Annotated in this window: 15 protein-coding genes; 8 read left to right on the forward strand and 7 right to left on the reverse strand. The window is 61.1% G+C overall.

Annotation, left to right across the window (positions count from 1 at the left end; genetic code table 11):
• The first annotated feature begins 4 nt into the window (after positions 1–4).
• From H8695_RS09215 to eno, 4 genes are read left to right on the forward strand one after another with little or no spacing between them, the layout of a single operon-like run.
• Positions 5–850 (forward strand): putative manganese transporter, encoded by an 846-nt coding sequence (locus tag H8695_RS09215; RefSeq protein WP_249300874.1) that lies wholly within the window; start codon positions 5–7, stop codon positions 848–850.
• Positions 850–1,257 carry a Fur family transcriptional regulator gene (locus H8695_RS09220; protein ID WP_249300876.1) on the forward strand — a complete coding sequence of 136 codons (408 nt, stop codon included), beginning with the start codon at positions 850–852 and terminating at the stop codon, positions 1,255–1,257. Before H8695_RS09215 ends, H8695_RS09220 begins: the two co-directional genes overlap by 1 nt.
• On the forward strand, positions 1,244–1,900 hold the full coding sequence (locus H8695_RS09225) for an HAD hydrolase-like protein (RefSeq protein WP_249300877.1): 657 nt from the start codon (positions 1,244–1,246) through the stop codon (positions 1,898–1,900). Before H8695_RS09220 ends, H8695_RS09225 begins: the two co-directional genes overlap by 14 nt.
• 52 nt (positions 1,901–1,952) lie before the next feature.
• A complete protein-coding gene (eno, locus tag H8695_RS09230) occupies positions 1,953–3,233 on the forward strand; it encodes a phosphopyruvate hydratase (protein ID WP_249300878.1) in 1,281 nt (426 codons plus the stop codon).
• A 45-nt stretch (positions 3,234–3,278) separates the two neighbouring features.
• On the opposite strand, the gene H8695_RS09235 is transcribed toward eno, so the two are convergent.
• The 7 genes from H8695_RS09235 to H8695_RS11615 all read right to left on the reverse strand — a co-directional run bounded on the left by H8695_RS09235 (position 3,279) and on the right by H8695_RS11615 (position 16,735).
• Positions 3,279–4,973 (reverse strand): alpha/beta hydrolase family protein, encoded by a 1,695-nt coding sequence (locus H8695_RS09235; protein WP_249300880.1) that lies wholly within the window; start codon positions 4,971–4,973, stop codon positions 3,279–3,281.
• A 163-nt stretch (positions 4,974–5,136) separates the two neighbouring features.
• Positions 5,137–6,855: an LTA synthase family protein gene (locus tag H8695_RS09240; RefSeq protein WP_249300882.1), complete on the reverse strand. Its 1,719-nt coding sequence runs from the start codon at positions 6,853–6,855 to the stop codon at positions 5,137–5,139.
• A gap of 215 nt (positions 6,856–7,070) precedes the next feature.
• On the reverse strand, positions 7,071–9,269 hold the full coding sequence (locus H8695_RS09245; protein WP_249300884.1) for a HAMP domain-containing sensor histidine kinase: 2,199 nt from the start codon (positions 9,267–9,269) through the stop codon (positions 7,071–7,073).
• Positions 9,270–9,437: 168 nt separating this feature from the next.
• On the reverse strand, positions 9,438–10,133 hold the full coding sequence (locus H8695_RS09250; RefSeq protein WP_249300886.1) for a response regulator transcription factor: 696 nt from the start codon (positions 10,131–10,133) through the stop codon (positions 9,438–9,440).
• A gap of 593 nt (positions 10,134–10,726) precedes the next feature.
• A complete protein-coding gene (locus H8695_RS09255) occupies positions 10,727–11,803 on the reverse strand; it encodes a DUF6709 family protein (protein ID WP_249300889.1) in 1,077 nt (358 codons plus the stop codon).
• Positions 11,804–11,895: 92 nt separating this feature from the next.
• Positions 11,896–14,844, reverse strand: coding sequence for an N-acetylmuramoyl-L-alanine amidase (locus H8695_RS09260; protein ID WP_249300891.1), 2,949 nt, complete (start codon positions 14,842–14,844; stop codon positions 11,896–11,898).
• A 118-nt stretch (positions 14,845–14,962) separates the two neighbouring features.
• Positions 14,963–16,735 carry a VanW family protein gene (locus H8695_RS11615; RefSeq protein ID WP_283243682.1) on the reverse strand — a complete coding sequence of 591 codons (1,773 nt, stop codon included), beginning with the start codon at positions 16,733–16,735 and terminating at the stop codon, positions 14,963–14,965.
• Between the two features lie 310 nt (positions 16,736–17,045).
• On the opposite strand from H8695_RS11615, the gene H8695_RS09275 reads away from it, so the two are divergent.
• The 4 genes from H8695_RS09275 to argJ are packed head-to-tail and all read left to right on the forward strand — an operon-like array spanning position 17,046 to position 21,979.
• Complete coding sequence (locus H8695_RS09275) at positions 17,046–18,272, forward strand: argininosuccinate synthase (protein WP_249300893.1); 1,227 nt, start codon at positions 17,046–17,048, stop codon at positions 18,270–18,272.
• Positions 18,273–18,281: 9 nt separating this feature from the next.
• The gene (argH, locus tag H8695_RS09280; RefSeq protein WP_249300895.1) at positions 18,282–19,658 is read left to right on the forward strand and encodes an argininosuccinate lyase; all 1,377 of its coding nucleotides are present in this window, start codon (positions 18,282–18,284) and stop codon (positions 19,656–19,658) included.
• Between the two features lie 11 nt (positions 19,659–19,669).
• Positions 19,670–20,704, forward strand: coding sequence for an N-acetyl-gamma-glutamyl-phosphate reductase (gene argC / locus H8695_RS09285; protein WP_249300897.1), 1,035 nt, complete (start codon positions 19,670–19,672; stop codon positions 20,702–20,704).
• 60 nt (positions 20,705–20,764) lie between these two features.
• Positions 20,765–21,979, forward strand: a complete 1,215-nt coding sequence (argJ, locus tag H8695_RS09290) for a bifunctional glutamate N-acetyltransferase/amino-acid acetyltransferase ArgJ (protein WP_249300899.1) — start codon at positions 20,765–20,767, stop codon at positions 21,977–21,979.
• Positions 21,980–21,981 lie beyond the last annotated feature (2 nt).

Here is a 21,981-nt window from a genome sequence, read left to right on the forward strand (position 1 = left end):
AGTTATGACCGATCTCATTCTGGACACTCTGCTTGACGGCGCGAAGATGCTGCCGTTTCTCTTCGCGGCCTATCTGCTCATGGAGTGGTTTGAGCACCGCTCGTCGGAGAAGATGGAGCTTGCGCTGCGCCGCACCGGCCGCTTCGGCCCCATTGTGGGCGCGGTGCTCGGCATCTTTCCGCAGTGCGGCTTCTCGGTGGCGGCGGCCAATTTCTACGCCGGGCGCGTCATCACCATGGGCACGCTCGTGGCGGTCTTTGTCTCGACGTCGGACGAGGCGATTCCGGTACTTCTGGCCCACCCGGGCAGCGCCCACGAGATTTTTGCCATTGTGGGGGCGAAACTCGCCGTTGCGCTCGTCGCGGGCTTTGCGACTGATCTGCTGCTCGGCGGGCGGCGCAGCCTTGAGCCGGCCGAAGTGCGCCGTGAACATGAGGAGCACACCGCCGAGTGCGGCGGGGAGCACGGCATTCTGCGGCCGGCGCTGCGCCACACGGCGAGCACCTTTGCGTTTGTGCTGCTGGCGACGTTTCTGCTCAATCTCACCATCCACTTCATCGGCGAACAGAATCTTGGGCGCCTGCTGATGCAAAACAGTATTTTCGCCCCTGCCGTCGCGGCCCTGATCGGCTTCATTCCGAACTGCGCGGCGTCGGTCGTGCTCACCGAGCTCTACCTCTCGGGCGCCATCGGCTTCGGCTCCATCATTGCGGGGCTCTCGACCGGCGCGGGGGTGGGTCTGCTGATGCTCTTCAAGAGCAACCGCAGCCTGCGCGAGAACTTCAAGGTCATGGCGATCCTCTTTGTCTTCGCCACGGCGGCCGGCATGCTGCTCACGGGGGTGCTGTGATGGAGCGCACGAGGAACACCCGGCGCCGCCGAGCGATTTTACAGGCGCTCGAGCGCAGCGGCCGGGCGCTCACGGCGCAGGAGATCCAACTCGCCTGCGCCGGGACCGAGCCCGCGGATCTCTCGACGGTCTACCGCGCGCTCGCGGCGCTCTGCGAACGGGGGCTCGCGGTCAAGTCGGTGCGCGCCGACGGGCGCGCCTGCTACCGTCTGCCGCCGCCGCGCCACAGCCACACGCTGCGCTGCGAGCTCTGCGAGCGCACGGTGTCGATTGACCTGTGCCCCGTGGAGGAGCTCGCCGAGCGCATCGGAGAAGACACGGGCTTTGTCATCACCGGCCACCGGCTGGAACTCACCGGGCGCTGCCCGGACTGCATGAAAAAGGAGGAGTCTGATGAGACGCCATAAAATTGCACTGTTTGACCTCGACGGCACGCTCACCGCGTCGGCCCCCGGCGTGATTGCCGCGGTGAAATACGCGCTTACGCGCTTTGGCATCGAGGAGACCGACGAGAGCCGGCTCAGAAGCTTTGTCGGCCCGCCGCTGCTGGAGGCTTTCCGGGAGGTCTACGGCCTCTCGCACGAGGACGCAGCGCAGATGCTCAAGTATTTTCGCGAATATTACAACGACCGCGGGGTGTATGAAAACGCCCCCTTTGAGGGCGTTGAGCAGATGCTCGCTGCGCTCAGGGAGGCCGGCATCTTTGTGGCGCTTGCGACCTCAAAGCCGGAGTATCTGGCGCATGTGGTGCTGCGCCACTTCGGCCTGATCGAATACTTTGACTTCATCGCCGCCGCGACGCCCGACGAGGCGCGCACAACAAAGGATGAGGTGATGGCCTACGCCGTGGAACGCATCCCCATTGAAGACCCGGCGGATGCCGTGATGGTGGGCGACCGGAAGTTTGACATTCTCTCGGCGAACCGCTTTGGGCTTGACTCGATCGGCGTTCTCTTCGGCTACGGCGGCCGCGAGGAACTCGAACAGGCCGGCGCGACGCTGCTTGTCGAGACGGTGGAGCAGCTTCAGGTGGCGCTTCTCGGCGAATAAAATCGCTTTGATTGGACAAATCATCAATAGAAAGGTAAGGAGGTTTGTGAGTATGGATAAGACCAGAATTGTGAGTGTCACCGCCCGCGAGATTTTGGACTCGCGCGGCAACCCCACGGTCGAAGCAGAGGTTGCGCTCGCCGGGGGTGTGCGCGCCTGCGCGTCGGTGCCGAGCGGGGCTTCGACCGGTGCCTTTGAGGCGGTGGAACTGCGCGACGGCGACGGCGGCCGCTACGGCGGCAAGGGCGTTCTGCGGGCGGCGGGGAATGTCGACGGCCCCATCTGCGAGGCGCTCGCGGGGCTTGACGCCACCGATACCACAGCGGTCGACCGGGCGCTTCTCACACTCGACGGCACGCCGAACAAGGTGCACCTCGGGGCAAACGCCATGCTCGCGGCCTCCATCGCCTGCGCGCGGGCGGCAGCTGTGGCCTGCAATCTGCCGCTCTACCGCTTTCTCGGCGGTGTGAGCGCGCAGGTTTTGCCCGTGCCGATGATGAATGTGCTAAACGGCGGCGCCCACGCCACCAACAGCATCGACGTGCAGGAGTTTATGATCATGCCGGTGGGTGCCCCCTCGTTTGGCGAGGGCGTGCGCTGGTGCGCGGAGGTCTTTCACGCGCTCAGAAGTCTGCTGGTCGAGGAGGGGCTCAGCGCCAGTGTCGGCGACGAGGGGGGCTGTGCGCCCGATCTGCCGGGCGACGAGCAGGCGATCGAGTATCTGCTGCGCGCCATGGAGCGCGCAGGCTACCGCCCGGGCGAGGACTTTGTGCTCGCCATGGACGCCGCGGCGAGCGAGTGGAAGACGGCCGATGGCTACCGCCTGCCAAAGGCCGGAAAAAGCTGTACGGCCGATGAGCTCATCGAACACTGGCGCTCTCTTGCCGAGCGCTACCCCATCCGCTCGATTGAGGATCCGGTCGGCGAGGAGGACTGGGACGCCTGGCGGCGCATCACCGAAGCGCTCGGCGACAGGCTGCAGCTCGTCGGCGACGACTTCTTTGTCACGAACACCGCCCGGCTGGAACGGGGCATGGAACACGGCTGTGCCAATGCCATACTCATAAAGCCCAACCAGATCGGAACACTCACCGAGACCATGGACGCCATGCGCACCGCCCGTCGAAACGGCTACGCGAGCATCGTCTCGCACCGCTCGGGCGAGACGTCCGACACGCTCATCGCCGATCTCGCCGTGGCGCTGAACGCCGGACAGATCAAGACCGGCGCGCCGAGCCGCGGCGAGCGGGTCGCCAAGTACAACCGTCTGCTGCGCATCGAACAGGAGCTGTCGGGCGGCGGTATCTGGCCGGGGAAAAAGTGTTTTCTGTAAAAGAAGAGAGCGGGGCATCCGATCGGATGCCCCGCTCTTTTTTGCCTATCCTTTGATAAAAGCGGCGTAGTCGTCGAGAAGCTGCTCCTTCACCCGGTGGGGTACGAGATACTCGAGGTTGTTCATCGGGCCCTCCCCGTCCGCCTGCATGTGGTTCATCTTGGGGTAGGAGAGAAAGTTCCAGTTGGCGTCGTCTGCATGGGCGGCTTTCCACAGGGCGAAATCCTCCATGGTGACCTGGTAGTCGCGCTCGCCCTGGGTGACGAGCACCGGCTCGGTGATGGACTTTGAGACCTCGATCGGGTCATAGCCGAGCGTCTGTTTCCAGTAGTACTTGCGCGCGCCGAGCATGGGCAGAATTTCGCTGTCGGGCACGCTGTCGTCGGTGAGCTTGGCGATGTCGGCCTTGAGAGCGGCGACCATCTGTTTGCCCTGCTCGGTCTGCACGCCGTTTACGGTGGTCAGAAACGTGTACTGCTCCACCATCAGATCGGGCAGACTGCGCGCGGGGCCTGACATGATGATGAATTTATCTGCCTGATCGGCTTTCTCGGCGATGGCGGGGATTTTATATCCCCCCTGGCTGTGGCCGAGCACAACGATGTTTTCCGTGTCTACATAGGGAAGCTGCGCGACCATATTGACCGCATCCACGGCGTCGAGGGTCGTCTCCTTTTCCATATCAAAGGTCTCGTCGAGACTGGATTCGTTGGGATAGAGATAGGTGCGTTTGTCGTAGCGGTAGACCGCAATGCCCCGCTCGGCGAGCCCCCAGGCCACATCGCGAAACGGCTTGTTGGGGCCGGCCGTCTCGTCGCGGTCGTTCATGCCCGAGCCGTGAACCAGCACGACACAAGGAAATTTGCCCTCGCCGTCGGGCTTTGTCATGGTGCCGGAAAAGACCTTGCTGTCGGCCGCGGTGAAGTTCAGCTCGCTCTCGGACACCCCCTCGGGCATGACGGCCGGGACAGTCTCGCCGTAGGGCAGAAGCTGGATGCCGGCAATCTTTCCGGCGGTGTCGACCGTGACGCAGATGTTGGCCGCGCCCGCCGTGAAACGCGTGGGCAGCACTGCCATCTCGTAGCCCTGCATCGAGAACGAGTAGGGGGCGGCGAGCTGTGCGAACTGACCGGCGCCCTGAAAGAGAGAGTCGATGAGCACGCCCCCGTTCGGCGACGAGAAGAGAGCGCTCATGGCGTCGTCGAGCTCATAGCCGCCGGCCGCATAGGGGTTGCCGAGCAGCGAGAAGATGAAGTTTGCCGCGCTGCGCTCGGCGTCGGTCGCGCCGGGGTTGTGGTAGAGGGTGACAGTCGGGCTGCCGCCCTCAGACGACCAGCCGACAAAGAGACCGAGCCCCTCGGCGAGAGGCCGCACCGGCACCATCAGCTCGCCGTTTTCCAGATAGGGCGCGCCCCCCTCGAGCGGAACCGACACGCCGTTTCGCAGCATGGCGTCCTCGCCCTGCTGGAAGACGAGCTCCACACCGCCGGCCTGTACGGTCGCGGTGTCGTGAACGGTCGACACCGTGGCCCCCTGCGGGAACATGGCCCGGACGGTCGCGGCCAGCGGAACCATGGTGCGCCCGGCAGCGCTGAGCACAGGCTCGGCGTCAGCGGCCGCATAGGACAGGCGCTGCGCGTCGAGCATGATGGCGGGCGCGGGGGCCCCGGCGGCCGAGACCGCCGGCACCGCGCCGAGCAGCAGCAGCGCCGCAAGCAGTACGGACAACAGTTTTTTCATGAGCGAACCTCCCATAAGTCTTCTTTGGCCGCACCGGCACATGTTCCCGGCGCGGTCTTTATCAGGTGTTTTACGCGGGTAAAATCGAATGGCTCTCCCTCTTTGCGGCCATCCTGTCACGCCGCGGGCAAGAGAACAAGCCGGCGCGCGGCGCCGGCCTGTGTCAATTGGTCTTGAGAGACTGCGTCAGCGAGTAGCCCTCGCCGAGCACGCGGTCGTAGGTGAGCAGATCGAGCATGCGGTCGGCCGTCTCGGTGTCACCGTAGCCGGGTGAGTAGACAGGGCGCCTCTGCATCTCGGCGAGAATGCTCTTTGTGACGGCCGTCTTCGGCGCGCCGATGGCGTCCGCGAGAATGTGGGGCAGATAGAAAGCGCTCGTCTTGCCCTGCGGCAGGGCGCTGCGGTCGAGCAGATCTGCATTGCTCCAGATCAGGTAGCTCTGCTCATAGAGCGCGGCGCAGTTGTCGCCCGTGATACCGAGGTCCTCATAGGTGTTGCTCTGGGGGGTGAAGAAAGGGAAGTGGTCGCCGATGAAGAGCACCACCGTGGGCTCGTCAAACTCACGAAGAAAGTCGATGAACGCGCCGAGCTGCTTGTCGGAGTTGCTAATGTTCTGCAGATAGTAGCTGATTTCGGGTTCGGGCGAGTTCTCATCAAAGTAGGGCTGGTGGTTCTGCATGGTTGTGGTGAAGATGAAAGCGGGGCGCTCGCTTGTCTTCAGCTCCTGTTCAATCTGCTCATAGACGATGCGGTCGTCGATGTAGTGGCGGTAGTTCTCGGCGCCCACTGTGAGATTGTCGTCGAAGTAGAGCTTGTCAAAGCCGTAGGTGCTGTAGATCTCGTCGCGCGAGTAGAACGACCGGCTGAACGGGTGAATGTAGGTTGTGGAGTAGCCGAGACTGCGGTAGTAGGAGGCAAAGGTCTCGTGCGGCCGGTCGGAGAGAAGCCGGTGCGGAATGACGGGATTGCCGAGCGAGCGCACGGGAAGCCCGAACATCAGCTCAAACTCCGTCTTGACCGTATAGCCGCCGAACGTGGGTACAATGGCGGTTCCCGCGTAGCCCTCGCGGCGCAGCTCGTCGAAGTTCGCATAGGTGTCCTGCGCGATGGAGAGATCCTCAAAGATACGCATGTCGGCAAAGGACTCGTTCATGACGACCACGACGTTGGGGGCCTGAAAGCCGGCGGCGGAATCGGCCGGGAAGCCGGCGCTCAGAAGCGAGGCCACCGTCTGGCGGCTGTAGTCCTGTGGGACAGTGGCAGTCTCAACCGAGCGGTCGATCTGCTCGCTCGCAGAGTCCACCAGAAACGAAATCAGGCTGTTTTTCTCGTATTTCTCATTGACTTTAAACACGTTCTCGGCCGGCTCGGTGTCGATGGTGAACGCCTCCATGATCCGCTCGGAGATGGTCGAGGGGAAGAAGATGCCCAGCAGCAGCAGCGCCGACACCGAGACGGTGAGAATGGAGCGGTAGCGCTCCCACCCGACGCGGATGTCGAGAAAGAAGGCGATCAGAAGCCAGGCGAGCAGAAACAGAACCGACAGCACGACGCCGGGGTGGATGTCGAGCTTTGCGAATTTTGCGACGTCGGACATGTTGGTGGTCATCACCAGATCCGCGAGGGTAAAGTGGCTGCCGCTGACGTCGTACTTGTAGAATTCGACCAGCGACAGGGTGTAGAAGAGAAGCCCCGTGCCGGCCATCGCGATCCAGGCCTGGCGGGCGATGGCGAGCAGCACGACGAAGATTGCCGTGACAACCAGCGTGTCAAACAGGAAGATCAGCGGCTTGCCAAAGAGATACTCGCCGAGCTTCGCAAGACTCAGAGACTGGTTGAACTGGGTCGCCAGCGCCAAAAACACGGGAAAAAGAACCAGCATAATATTCTTTTGTGTCTGAAAACGTCCGCGGTTTTCCGCGCGGATCTGTCTGATGCGGGAACGCATATTACACCTCCGACCGGGCTCTGGGCGTGGTCTTTGTCACTTGTTAGACGACAGGGCGGCAAAAAAGGTTCAAAGGCCGCCCGGCGTCTCTATTGTACTATAAAACAGTGGAGAATGGGGAACAAATTTCTGGAAGCCGGGGCGGCGCTTCAGCTCACAAGGGGAATGGTGACCGTCGCTTTGAAGAGGTCGCCGTCGATCTCGATTTTGAAGCTGCCGCCCATGAGCTCGGTCAGGCTTCTCGCGATGGACAGGCCGAGGCCGCTGCCCTCGCTCGCGCGGGCCTCGTCGCCGCGCTTGAAGCGCTCCATGAGCTCCTCCTCGGGGAGATTGAGCTCGTAGGCCGACACGTTTTTGACCACGATCACGGCGTTGCCGCCGCTGGTCGCGACCGTGACATAGACCCGCGACTGGGGCGCGGCGTACTTGAAGACATTGGAGAAGAGATTCTCCAGCACCCGCCACAGCAGCTTTCCGTCGGCGAGCACCATGATGCGGTCCTCGGTAAAGGCGGTGCGGAACGTGAGGCCCGAGGCCTCGATCTTGTCGTCGAGCTCGCCGAGGCTCTGCGTGATGAGCGCCACGGCGTCAACCTGATCGAGGGTGAACGGAATGTTGCCCGAGCTCGCCTTGGTCGCCTCAAACAGATCCTCCGTCAGATTTTTCAGGCGCGCCGCCTTCTGTTCAAGGATATTCACATACTCCTCAAAGTGCTCCCCGCCGGGCCCCTCGGTTTTGAGAAGATCGATGTAGTTGATGATGGAGGTCAGCGGCGTCTTGATATCGTGGGAGACATTGGTGACAAGCTCGGCTTTCATGCGCTCGCTTTTGACCTCGCCTTCGACGGCGTTCTGAAGCCCCTCGGAGATGGTGTCGATGTTGCGCGCGAGAGTGGCGAGTTCTCCGTCGCCGGGCAGATTGATCTTGTAGTTGAGCTCGCCGCCCTTGACCCGCGAGACCCCCTCGCGGATGGCGCTGTACTCCCTGCAGTTTTTGACGAGCAGACGCAGCACGACGATGTTTGCCCCCGCGAGAATCAGAAGCCCCACCAGCACAAGAAAGCCGGAGTTTGTAAACAGGGACGCCATGGTCAGAAAGAGCAGCAGCTCCAGCCCGAACACGACAACGAAGATGCGCACAACCACCGGCCCGCTCATCGCCGCAGTGCGGATGGCTCCGCGGATCGCCTGCCAGAGTTTGTAGGGAATCAGCAGGATGAGCGTGTGCTGAATGAAACTGTGGTTTTTGACGTTTTTCGCAATGGCGAGCACGAAGTTGAGGATGATGACGATACTCATTGCAATGAGCACCGTGAACAGAGACTGGTTGATTGCGCGGTAGTAGAGCAGCGTGATCAGATAGGCGTCGCCCGTGATGACAAGCCCCACGATGATGGCATGCACCTCGAGAAACAGCCGATCGCACAGCAGCAGACGCACGCCCTCCTGCCGGGTGGTGTAACCCGCCGCCGAGCAGAGAAACACGACGGCCACAAGAGCCGTGAGCGCCAGCAGCCCCACGTCGCGCAGGATGCCGAGGTAGTAGGCGCGGCTCTGGTTGTAGCTGGACTGCATGGCGGAGTAGCTCGCCTCGTCCATGCCGAGGTAGAGCACGGCGTCGTCGGTCACCGACAGCCCCGCCAGTTCGCGCGAGCGGTCGATCTGATTTTGAATCTCATAGCCGATGTAGTCGGAGTGGAGCCCGCTTGAGAGCGAATTGGTGTAGCTCGCGTTTGCATAGAGCTTGTAGGCCGGCATTTTGAGAAAGTCAGCGCGCGAGAGCGAAGCGTCACTCGCTTTGACATAGTCGCCGAGCTTGTAGTAGTAGGTCAGGTAATTGGCCTGTTGGAACCGTTCGAGCTGGTAGCGAAAGTCGAGGAGCTGCTCCTCGATGAGCGCATCGCGAAGGGCTGCGATGCGCTGGGACCACTGCTGTGTAAAGAGTTTATACAGCTGCTCTTCATCCCAGGAGGGATTGGTCGGCTCTTCGGTGCCGGAGTATTCCGAGTAGTAGAGCTCGCGCTCATCGTCGTAGTAAAAACGGCTGCGAAAGTCCTCAAACAGCCGCTGCGTCTCACTTTCGATCATGGCATCGGTCACGAGAGCGCCGCTTTTGATATACTCCTCGCTGCGATAGTAGCACAGGCGCAGAATCGGCCAGGCCGCCTCGTCAAACTTCTCCTGGAGCATCTGGCTGTTTTCAAAATTCGCCTCAAAGACCGAGAAGATGTCGACCTGGTACTCGATAAAAGAGTTGATCAGCATCGAGCAGGCGAGCGTCAGGCAGACCACGGCGAGCGCAAATGCCGCGGTCTTGAGCACGATATTCTTCTTCCATTTGACAAACAAGGGTGTACCGCCTTTCAGACCGCTCAGCCCCGGGCGCGGCGGATGACACACGCGGCGAAAGCGCCGAGCGCCGCCACAACAAGGGCCAACCAGATTTTTTTGTGCCGGTTCAAATTGTGTTTCATCAGATACTTCCTCCGCAGCGGGCTCTGTCGGCCGGCCGCTGTTCTAGTCGTTTTCGTACTTTTCGATTTTGTAGCCGATTCCCCAGACCACCTTGAGATACTTCGGCTCTTTAGGGTTGATCTCGATTTTTTCACGGATGCGGCGAATGTGGACCGCCACGGTGTTTTCGGGCCGGAAAGAGGGCTCGTTCCACACATTTTCGTAGATCTGATCGATGGAGTAGACCCGCCCCGCATTCTCGGTGAGCAGCTTGATCATCTTGTACTCCACCGGGGTGAGCTTGACGGGCTCGCCGTCGACGGTGACCGACTTCTGCTCGTCGTCCACGACGAGGCCGCCGCTGCGAAAGACATTCTCCCGGGTGACGAAGCTGCCCAGCGTCGTGTAGCGGCGCAGCTGGCTCTTGACGCGCGCGAGAAGCTCAAGGGGGTTGAACGGCTTTGTGATGTAGTCGTCGGCCCCCATGTTGAGCCCCATGATCTTGTCGGTGTCCTCGCTCTTGGCCGAGAGCATGATGACGGGAATGTTTCGGCTCTCGCGGATTTTCATGGTGGTGCGCATGCCGTCGAGCTGGGGCATCATGATGTCCATGAGAATCAGGTGGATCTCCTGCTCCTCAAGAACTTTGAGCGCATCGAGACCGTTGTAGGCCCGGTAGACGTCATAGCCGTCGTTTTTGAGATAGATGGCGATGGCCTCCACAATGTCTCTGTCGTCGTCGCAGACGAGGATATTCATCTGTCTTCCCCCCGATTTGTCAGTCAGTGTCTGAGGTCATGCCGCCCTCACAGCGGCCGGCATGGCTGTTCGGTATTAGTATACCATACTTTGTATTTTTGCGTCGATCATCCGGCGCGCCCCTCTGATTGGCGGCCGGAAATCTGTCTTTAGCATACCGGGTAATTCTTAAGAGCCGCGCCCTTGGATTCTTACAATATTATTAATTCGCCGGCAACACAAAAATGGGCGGGGCAACCGCCGTTGACACGGCGCCGGCGCAGTGGAAAACGGGGTACAAAAGGTGGTGGCTTCGGCATGAGAGAGCGCAAGGGTATGTCATTTCTCAAAATTGCGCCGCGGCTTCGTCTCACCCCGGACAGAGTGCGCGGGCTCTATGACAGGTAACGCTCGAACTCATCCGCCGTCGGGCAGGGGGTGAAAAATCGCGCCGGGAGCTCTTTGCGTATTGCCGCGGTCGGTATGCAACGCCCAAAAAGCGCTATAAGGTCCTGCTGCGGGACAAATCGGACTGCGGCGGGCCGCCCGGCGGAGAGTGAAACGGCAGGGCAGAAAAAGAGCACCGGCGATTTGCCGGTGCTCTTTTTGCACGGTTACTGCTCGACCGAGGGATCGGGCGGAGTGGTGACGGGCTGGCGGACAAAGGCTTCGGGGTTGTTTTTGTACTCGCGTTCGAGCTCCTTTGCATAGCCGAGCACCACATGCGGCAGCCGCATACCGATCTCGTGAAGCGTCTGCTGCACGGTCGCCTCGGCCATGCCGAGATCAAAGCTGCGCTTTTTGCGGGTCTTGAGAATCAGACCGTAGGTCTTGCCGGTCGGAATGCCGTTGGTGCGGTGGCGGGTCGTGCGCTGATAGGCCCAGCAGAGGTCCTGCGCATCGAGCAGACGGGTCCAGGCGCCCTGCTGGAAGAGCACCCACCGGTCGTTCATGCGAATGCCGCCCACGGGCTGAGTCGACTGGTAAAAGGCCTCGAGCCGCTCTGTTGCAAACTCACCCTCGCCGCTTGTCTCACAGTACTTTTTGATCTCTTTCTGATAGGCGCCGGTGAGCGCGCGAATGAGCATCAAAAGGCCGATGGCAAGACAGACGACGCCGATGCCGGTGGTCACCCAGGTCAGAGCCGTCTGGGTGCGGCCCAGATAGTCCACCTTGAGGTAGTAGGGCAGAAACCAGGCCTGTGTCTCGGCGTCAAGCTCCTCATAGCCGATGGTGTCATGGTAGAAGCCGAGCGAATCCTCCGGCATGGGGAGAATGGTGCCCTTGACGGTGAAGTAGTTGTTGAGTTCACTGATCTCGCCGTCCAGATACGCCTGGGACTCCTCCATGATCTGGTCGGCGTAGGTGAGGTTTTCCTTATTCATCAGCACGCCCATGAATTCCATGTCGCCGACGGGGATGATGTACTCCCGGCTGACGACGGTCTTGACCGGGCTGCCCTCGCGGCGGCTCTCGGTCACGGCGTACCAGTCGGGCAGATAGAAGATCTCCGCCTCGACGTAGCTGCCGTTGAGCTCGTCGACGGGCAGATCGTAGAGATACTTCGGCCCGCCGATGAGCTTGAATACGCCGAAGCCGTTGTAGACAAACATGCCGATGCCGACGGCGAGAAGAATGATGACGGGAATCATCACGCTTTTGAGACTCTTTGCCTTGAGCTCTTTTAACATAGGTTCCACCCTTCCAATATGGTTATAGACAGTTCTTTCCGTATTGTATCACTGTAACTGAGGTCTTGACAAGAAGAAACGCGCGGGCGGCATCAGTATTTCACGAAGAAGTTTTCGACGCCCTTGGCGATGGCGGCCGCCTCCTTTTTGATCTCGGCGGAGTTGGAGAGGAGCTCAAACTCATAGGGGTTTGAGACATAGCCCATCTCGATGAGAATGGAGGGGCAGTCCATGATGCGGCAGACGGCAAGGCCGGTCTGGCGGGTGCCGCTGTCCTTGCGGCCGTCGAGCTCGGCGATGAGAGTCTGCTGCATGGTCTTGGCGAACGCGGAGGAGAAGTTCTCCGAGTACATGGTGAGGATGCCGAAGTACTTCTGAATGTCGTAGTTGCTCGACAGGCTGTTGTGGTGGATGGAAATGGACAGGTCGGGCTTTCTGGTGCGGGTGATGGCCGAGCGCTCATCGAGGGTGATGCTCGTGTCCTGCGTGCGGGTCATGATGACGGTGGCGCCCCTGGCCTTGAGGGCCGTCTCGAGCTCCTTTGCCACGAGCAGATTGAGCGCGGCCTCGTTCGGGCCGTCCTTGCCCATGGGGCCCATGGCGCCCGGGTCGCTGCCGCCGTGGCCCGCGTCGACCAGAATGAGCTTGCCCGCGAGCGTCTGACTGCCCGAGGCGAGATCCTGCGGGTTCTTGAACTTGATGGAGAGCACGCCGTTTTCGTGGCTCATGGAGTAGCCGTAGAAGCCGTCTTTCTGTTTGAGCGTCAGGGTGTAGACGGCGTTGTCGCCGTCCTGTTTGAAAGAGAAAGCCGAAAACAGCGGGTTGGACGAGGCCATGGTGAAAGCCTCTTTGCCCACGGTGTTGTAGAACGTGAAGACCATGCTGTCGGAATTCTGTTTGAGCTTGTAGGGGGCGAAGACCGGCATGGTGAATCGGATGTCGGTGATCTTCTCTGTGCGGGTGCCGGTGACTTTGGTGATGGTGTTTTTCTGCAGAGTCTGCTTGACGACCTTGACGTTGTCCTTGTGGACATAGCCGCCGTAGCGCAGCTTGTAGTAGCCGTTTTTCTCATCGGTGACATAGTCGGTCACACCCTTGGCGAGCGGCGTGATGCGGCTGTCGTTTGACGAGGGGCCGGTGCGTGCGATGGACTCGGTGGCCGTCACCTGCACGGTGAGCTGCGGGTCGGGGACAAAGAGCGTGACAGTGCCCGCAGCCGACTGCTTGTAGGTCTTGCCGCCGTAGCTGAGCACATACTCGGGCTTTCCCACGGTGATGCGGCCGATGCCCGCTTTTGCAGGCAGGGTGTAGGTCGCGGTGAACTTCGAGCAGGGAATGCCCTCTGTGGAGACGCTCTCGCCCCTATTGAGAGCGACCGCGGTGCCATTGATGTTCGCGATGACCTTGCCCTCGCTCGGGGCGATGCAGGAGAGGGTCACCTTGTCGCCGACCTTGTAGCTCTTTGAGGAGGTGGGTGCGAGGCTGCCGGATTTGAAGCCGGGCGAGTCCATCTGATAGGGGGCGGAGGTGGTCGACTGTCCCTTTGTACAGGTCACCTTGTAGTCGATGGTCTTGCCGTTCGACGCAAAGCGAAAGGTGTTGACCCCCGGCTCAAGCGCCACAAAGCAGGCAAAGTGGCCGCTTGCGGTGCGCGCCACGGTCTCGCCGTTCATGGTGACGGGGTAGCGGCTGTCGGCCGAGCCGATGATATAGGTCTTTTCGTATTCGGTCTTGTAGTTGTTCGAGGGGTAGGCGATGCGAAGCTCGTGGTTTTCAAAGACCTGTGAGCCGCCGTCGCCGGGGTCGGGCGTCACGGTCGGCAGACTGCCGCCGCCGAAGAGCGTCGCGAGATTGTCGCGCAGCGACAGGGTATTTGAGGAGATCTTGCTGTAGCCGTAGAAGATGCTGCCCGAGACAGTGCCCTTTTTGCGGTTGTAGGCAATCTGGTTTGGAATGGTCATCGGGTCAGTCCAGGCGGCGGGGGAGCTGTCGCCGACCTTGTAGGCGGCGTGGCTGATCATGAGCTTGACATCCGTGCCGTCGCACACGTCGCTCCACCAGTCGACGAGCACCTGGTAGTCGGCCGCGCTGTAGCCGATGGGCCAGTAGATCTGGGGCGCTATGTAGTCGAGGATACCCTCTTTGACCCAGCCGCGCGTGTCGGCATAGATCTGCGAATAGCTCTCAAAGCCGTTGGTCGCCGAGCCGAGCTCGGAGTTTTTGCTGTTTTGCCAGATGCCCGAGGGCGAGACGCCGAACAGGCAGCTGCTGTCAATGGCCTTGACCGCCTCATAGGTCTTTCTCACAAGGTCGGTGGTGTTCTTTCGCCGCCAGTCGGCGAGGGAGAGCCCGCCGCCGTACTTCTTGTAGGCGGCCGTGTCGTCAAATTTGTCGGTGCCGCTCGGGTAGAAGTAGTCGTCGAAGACCACGCCCGCGATGTCGTAGTTTTTGACCAGCTCCCGGACACCCTCGACAACCAGGTTCTGGGCCGCGGGCTCGCCGGGGTTCAGATAGAGCTTGCCGTCGGTGTAGGGCACGGCGATGGAGGGATTCTGGCGCACCGGATGGGTGGAAGACAGATCCCAGATGCTGTCTTTGGGGTTGGAGGCGGAGCCTTTGGTCAGCCGGTAGGGATTGATCCAGGCGTGGATGGCGATGCCGCGTTTTTTCCCCTCGTCGATCATGACCTGCAGAGGGTCGAACAGCGGCTTCGGGGCGAGGCCCTGGGTGCCGGTCAGCACCTCCGACCAGGGGTAGAGAGAGGACTTGTAGAGCGCATCGCCGGTCGGGCGCACCTGGAAGAAGACGGCGTTGAGCCCGGCGGACTGCGCCGTGTCGAGAATGTCGATGATCTGCTGCTTCTGCTGGGAGGTGGTGGTGCCGGGCTTCGGAAAGTCGATGTTGTAGACCGACGCAATCCAGACGCCGCGTATCTCCTCGGGCACGGCTTCGGCCGCCTCGGCCGGCCGCGCGGCGGGCGCCAGATTCACAAGCAGGATGAGAAGAAGCAGGACGGACAGAAGTTTTCGTGTTCTTGGCATATTGTTTTCCCTCGCTTTGCATAACTGTGGATGGAAAAGGGGGGCCAGTGTTCGTCTGGTCCCCCTGTGAGGTCAAAAATTCGTGATGTCGGGGCACCGGGCGGGCCGCTTCCGGCGCCTAGGCCGGATCGGTGGGCCCGGTCGGAGTGGCCGGGTCGGTGGGCTGGGTCGGCGTCACAGGCCCGGTCGGAGTGGCCGGATCGGTGGGCCCGGTCGGAGTGGCCGGATCGGTGGGCTCGGTCGGCGTCGCGGGCTCGGTTGGACCGACCGGGTCGACCGCAGGACCGCGGGTGATGATTTTGTTTGCGGGCTTGTAGCGGGACTTTGAGAGATACTTCTGCTCCACGACATTGCCGTCGGCATCCTTGTACACCTTGTAGCTCTCGACGACATAGCCGCGGTTGCCGGTCTGGGTGACTTTTTCGGTGCCGGGGGCCATGTTCGGGTCCTCCTGGTAGACCGTCTCATAGGGAGTGGTGCCGACGGTCACGTTTTTGATGGAGATGGTCGTCGTGACGGAGGGGTCCTTTGTGCCGTAGATTTTGATGTCGACGTAGTTGCTCTCCTGCACGGCCTTGATGAGAATGGGGTTGCCGGTGGTGTTTTTAAAGCGGAAGTCGATCGAGCCCCAGTAGAGGGTCGCATCTTCGCCCAGCGGCACATAGTCGACGGTGAAGACATGGGCCTTGCGCTCGACAATCTCCATCTCGGTGCGCAGCACGGCGCTGTAGATGGTCGAAGAGACCTGGCAGATGCCGCCGCCGAGGCCGTCGACTTTCTGGCCGCGCTCATAGATGATGGCCTCCTTGAAGCCGCGCGCGGCGGTGCGCTCGCCGACGATGTCGTTGAAAGAGAAGACCTCGTCCGGCATGAGAATGGTGTTGTTGAGGAAGCTGCACGCGAGCCGGATGTTGCTCGTGCGCCCCTTGAGATTGGGGTTGAGCTTTGTGCGCTTCTCGGCGAGAAGATCGGCGAAGAGAAGCTTTTCAAGCTCGGCTTTCGTGGTTTCGGGCTCGACGGTCTCGATCGTGATGAGCGTGGTTTTGCCGCTGCCCGGTTCTACTTTCTGCTTCATCTCGTCGAGATCAAAGTCGAGACCCCAGGTCTCGGGGACAATGGTATAGTCACCGTCGGCCCCCATTTCGGCGCGCGCGCTCTCGGCCTCGCGGTGCAGTTCGGCGTAGATTGCGTCGGCGTCAAAGTCGGCCTGTTTGCCCTCGGCCTCGGGGACGATGGTGGTGCTTTCAAGGTTCGTTGCCGCCGCCCGGAGCTGGCTTACCAGCGCATCGCGGGAGAAGCGGGTCTCGTTCTGCCCGGCGAAGACGACGAGGTAGGTGTCGCGCTGCTCGAAGCTCGAGGGGGCGTAGTCGCGTTCGGCGAGGGCGATGAAGTCGTCGGCAAAGCGCCCGAGCGCCTCGTCGGAGGGCTCGGCCCGGCTCTCAATCACCCGGCCGCCGAAGAGCGCTCCGAGGGCGTCGCCGATGCGGCGAAAGAGGTTTCCCGTGCGCCCGACGGCGTAGGCCTGCTGCGCGGCGGCGGTGAAATCCTGCCCCGCGAGAAGCGTGTCGAGCGGGCGGGAGAGCGTCTGCTCCCCATACTGTATAGACAGCGGCAGAGCCGCCTTTTGTTTGGCCTCTTCGCTCAAAAGCTGCGCGGCGGCGTCATAGCCGCGCCCGCCGAGCTCCTGCCCGCCAAAGCGCACACCGAGAAACACCCGGTCGCCGAGATAGAACCAGGAGAAGTAGGCCGCCGCGGCGATGAGCAGCACCAGGAGAACTGCGAGAATGGACAGCAGCGTGAGCTTCGCGTATTTGGGCATACCCGCCGTGTGCGCCCCGCCGTGCTTTGGAGCGCCGTTTTCGGGCTGCAGATTCGATGTCTCATTTGCCATTTGTCATTCCCTCGCTTTGTGAAATCTTACTATTAAATACGCACACAGGCAAAATAAGTTCCCCCGTGTGACAATATACCAATATCATACACGGTTTCCGGGGGAAAAACAACTGAAAGTTCCTGCCTGAAAGAGATACACCTTGTCCTATTTTATGCGAAATGACAGAAAACATGACCGGGCGGGAGGAGCTTTTGTATAATCTAATAAAATTGCATAGATATGAATATTTATTCAGAAAAACCCTTGCAAAACCCTCTTCCCGGGCGTATAATGGGACCAATCTAAAAACAATACGGGGGATTTTATCATGAACAACCAGAAAAAACAGATTAAAAAAGTGGTTCTCGCCTACTCGGGCGGCCTTGACACCTCGGTCATCATTCCGTGGCTCAAGGAGAACTACGACAACTGTGAAGTCATAGCGGTCGCCGCCGATGTCGGGCAGGGCAAGGAGCTGGACGGCCTCAAGGAGAAAGCCATCAAGACCGGCGCGTCGAAGCTCTACATCGAGGATCTCAAGAGCGAATTTGTCGACGACTTTGTGTTCCCGACGCTCAAGGCGGGCGCCGTCTATGAGAACAAGTATCTGCTCGGCACCTCCTTTGCGCGGCCGGTCATCGCCAAGCGCATTGTCGAGATCGCCAAGGCCGAGGGGGCTGACGCCATCGCCCACGGCTGCACCGGCAAGGGCAACGACCAGGTCCGCTTTGAGCTGACCATTAAGGCCTTTGCGCCCGACATGGCCATCATCGCCCCGTGGCGCACCTGGGAGCTCAAGAGCCGTGAGGACGAGATCGAGTACGCCGCGAAGCACGACATTCCGATTCCGGTCACCAAGGAGACCAACTACAGCAAGGACAAGAACCTCTGGCATCTGAGCCACGAGGGCCTCGACCTCGAGGATCCGGCAAACGAGCCGCAGCTCGACAAGATCCTCGAGATGGGCGTCTCGCCGATGAAGGCGCCCGACAAGGCGACCTATGTCACCCTCGGCTTTGAAAAGGGCGTGCCGGTGAGCCTCGACGGCGTCAAGATGGACGGTGTGACCCTCATCGAAAAGCTCAATGAGATCGGCGGCGCGAACGGCATCGGCATTGTCGATCTGCTCGAGAACCGGCTCGTCGGCATGAAGTCGCGCGGCGTCTATGAGACCCCCGGCGGCGCCATCCTCTACGCGGCCCACGAGGTGCTCGAGACCCTCTGCCTCGACAAGGAGACTTTCCACTACAAGCAGCAGGTCGCGCTCAAGTTCGCCGACCTCGTCTACAACGGCCAGTGGTACACCCCGCTGCGCGAAGCGCTCTCGGCGTTTGTCGACGACACCCAGAAGACCGTGACGGGCGAAGTCAAGCTCAAGCTCTACAAGGGCAACATCATCACCTCCTCGGCGACCTCTCCCTACAGCCTCTACAGCGAGGAGATGGCCACGTTCGGCGAGGACGATGTGTACGACCAGATGGATTCGCAGGGCTTTATCAACCTGTTCGGTCTGCCGATCAAGGTCAAGGCCATGCTCGAGAACAAGAAGAAGTAGGAGAGTGCCATGAAACTCTGGGCAGGACGGTTTCAGAAGGAGACCGACAAAAAGGTAAACGACTTCAACTCCTCCATCGGCTTTGACGCGCGCCTCTACCGCGAGGACATCGAGGGCAGCATCGCCCACGCGACCATGCTCGGCGAGGTGGGCATTGTCACCGCCGAGGAGGCAAAGCAGATTGTCGAGGGGCTTCAGGGAATTCTCGCCGACATTGAGAGCGGCAAGGTGGAGTTCACGGTGGACGCCGAGGACATCCACATGAACATCGAGACGCTGCTCACCGAGCGCATCGGCGACACGGGCAAGAAGCTGCACACCGCGCGCAGCCGCAACGACCAGATCGCGCTCGACATGCGCTCCCATTTGAAAAAGGAGGTCGGCGAGGTCATCGCCCTGATCAAAAAGCTCGAGGGCGTGCTCTACGACAAAGCGCAGGAGAACATGGAGACCATCATGCCGGGCTACACCCATTTACAGCGCGCGCAGCCGACCACATTCGCCCACTACATGATGGCCTACGCCCAGATGTTCCGCCGCGATGTCGGCCGGCTTCAGGACACCTATAAGCGCATGGACGAGATGCCGCTCGGCAGCGGCGCGCTTGCGACTTCGACCTTTCCCATCGACCGCCAGTCGGTGGCAAAGCAGCTCGGCTACGCCAGAGTCACCGAGAACTCGATGGATTCGGTCGCCGACCGCGACTTTGTCATTGAGTTTGCGTCGGCCCTGTCGATCATCATGATGCACCTCTCGCGCTTCTCGGAGGAGGTCATCCTCTGGTGCTCGAATGAATTTCAGTTTCTCGATCTCGACGATGCCTATTCGACCGGCTCGTCGATCATGCCCCAGAAGAAAAACCCCGACGTGGCCGAGCTTGTGCGCGGCAAGACCGGGCGGGTCTACGGCAGCCTGATGACGCTTCTGACCATGATGAAAGGTCTGCCGCTGGCCTACAACAAGGATATGCAGGAGGACAAGGAGGCCATCTTCGACGCGGTCGACACGGTCAAGCTCTGCCTCGACGTGTTCGCCGATATGTTCAAGACCGCGACCGTCAAGCAGTACAACATGAGAAAGGCGGCCTCGGGCGGCTTCATCAACGCCACTGACTGCGCCGACTACCTCGTGCGCAAGGGCATTCCTTTCCGCGACGCCTACAAGATCGTCGGCAAGCTCATCAGCTACTGCATTGAGCACGACGAGTATCTCGAGACTCTCACGCTCAAGGATTTCTGCTCGATCTGCAGCGAGTTTGACGCGAGCGTCTACGACGCCATCGCGCTTCGCACCTGCGTCAACGAGCGCAAGGTCGAGGGCGGCCCCTCGCACGACTCGGTGACAAAGCAGATGGAGAGTCTCAAGAAGTTCCTCAAGACCATTTAAAGGAGACGCGTATGATCAAAGCTGGCATCATCGGCGCGACCGGCTACGCCGGCGTCGAGATTTTACGGATTTTACAGAGCCACCCCGAGGTGCAGATCGCGGCCATCAGCTCCGTGAGCTTCGAGGAGCAGGGCATTGACACGGTCTACCCGAACCTCTATGGCATTGAAGAGCGCAAGCTCACCCATTCCGACGAGGTGATCGCGGGCAGCGACGTGGTCTTCGGCAGTCTGCCCGCCGGCGTCTCGGAGGAGTTCGCACAGAAGTGTGTCGACCGGGGCGCGGTCTTCATCGACATGGGCGCGGACTTCCGCCTCGACGACGAGGCGGTCTACGCGAAGTGGTATAAGCAGGCCTACAAGCGGCCCGAGCTCCACGAAAAAGCGGTCTACGGTCTGACCGAGTGGAATCGCGCCGAAATTGCAAAGGCGCCGGTCATCGGCAACCCCGGCTGCTTTCCGACGAGCGTTGCGCTCGGGCTCTGGCCCGCGCTGATGGGCGGTCTTGTCAAGACCGGGTCGATTGTCATCGACTCGAAGTCGGGCGTCACGGGCGCGGGGCGCGGTCTGACGCAGAACACCCACTACGCCGAGCTCAACGAGGGCTTTGCCCCCTATAAGATCGGCGCCCACCGCCACACGCCGGAGATCGAGCAGACTCTCTCGAAGATGGCGGGCACACAGGTGCAGGTGGTGTTCACCCCGCACCTGCTGCCGATCAACCGCGGGATTCTCTCGACGATGTATCTGAAGTTTGCCGACGGTGCGACCCTTGCGCGCGCCCACGCGGCCTATGAGGACTTCTACCGAAAAGAGCCCTTTGTGCGGGTGCTTCGCGCGGGGGACATCGCGAACGTCAAGAATGTCAGATATTCGAATTACTGCGACATCTCGCTGCACGAGGACGCCCACACGGGCACGCTCATCGTCGTGGCGGCCATTGACAACATGGTCAAGGGCGCGGCGGGCCAGGCGATCCAGAACATGAACGTGCGCTTCGGTCTGCCCGAGACGATGGGCCTTACGATGGTGCCGCCGGCATTTTAAAGTTGACAGAGCCAAATTGCCGGCGGGCAACCGCCGGCAATTTCAAATGGAGGAGAGAGCATGAAGCCAGTTGAGGGGGGCGTCACTGCCCCGAAGGGATTTCGGGCCGCGGGCATCCACTGCGGCATCCGCAAAAACAAGACAAAGAAAGATCTGGCGCTGATCGTGTCCGACTGTGACGCGAACGTGGCGGCAGTCTACACGCAGAACGTCGTCAAGGGCGCGCCGAACCGCGTGACAAAGGAACACATGAAAGCGGGAAACTGCCGCGCCATTCTCTGCAACAGCGGCATTGCAAACACCTGTGAGACCGACGGCGTCGAGAAAGCCGAGCAGATGGCAGCGGCCGCCGCGCAGCTTCTCGGCGTGAAGACGACCGACGTCGCCGTGGCTTCGACCGGGGTCATCGGCCAGCCGCTGCCGGTCGACGTCATTGCGGCGGGACTGCCGCAGCTCGTCGGCGAGCTCTCGCCGCAGGGCGGGCACGACGCGGCGGTCGCCATCATGACGACCGACACCTATCCCAAAGAGGCGGCGGCGGAGTTCACCGTCGGGGGAAAGACCGCCCGCATCGGCGCCATCGCCAAGGGCTCGGGCATGATCAACCCCAACATGGCGACCATGCTCTCGTTCATCACGAGCGACTGCGCCATCAGCTCCGCGATGCTCGACCGGGCGCTGCGTGAAGTGGTCGGCGTGACCTACAACTGCCTGGTGATCGACGGCGACACCAGCACCAACGACATGGTGATTCTACTGGCAAACGGACAGGCGCAAAACGCCGAGATCACCGGCGCCGGGCCGGACTACGAGGCCTTTGAGGCAGCGCTTTTGTCGGTCTGCCGCAGCATCGTCAAAATGCTCGCCGCCGACGGCGAGGGGGCGACCAAGTACCTCGAGTGCCACATCCGCGGCTGCCGGGATACCGCGAGCGGCCGGGTGCTCGCAAAGTCGGTGATGAGCTCGTCGCTGGTCAAGACCGCTTTCTTCGGCGCCGACGCAAACTGGGGGCGCATCCTCTGCGCGCTGGGCTACTCGGGCGTCGATTTTGACCCGCAGAAAGTCAACGTGAGCTTTCACTCGGCGGCGGGCGACATTCTCGTGTGCCAAAACGGCGGCTCGGTGGAGTTTTCCGAGGAGCTCGCCAAGCGGATTCTCAGCGAGAAGGAGATCACGCTCACCATCGAAATGCACGAGGGCGAGGCTGAGGCTGTGGCCTACGGCTGCGATCTCACCTACGACTATGTGAAGATCAACGGCGACTACCGCACCTGAGG

The sequence above is a fragment of the Feifania hominis genome (genome assembly GCF_014384765.1).
GTDB lineage: Bacteria > Bacillota > Clostridia > Oscillospirales > Feifaniaceae > Feifania > Feifania hominis.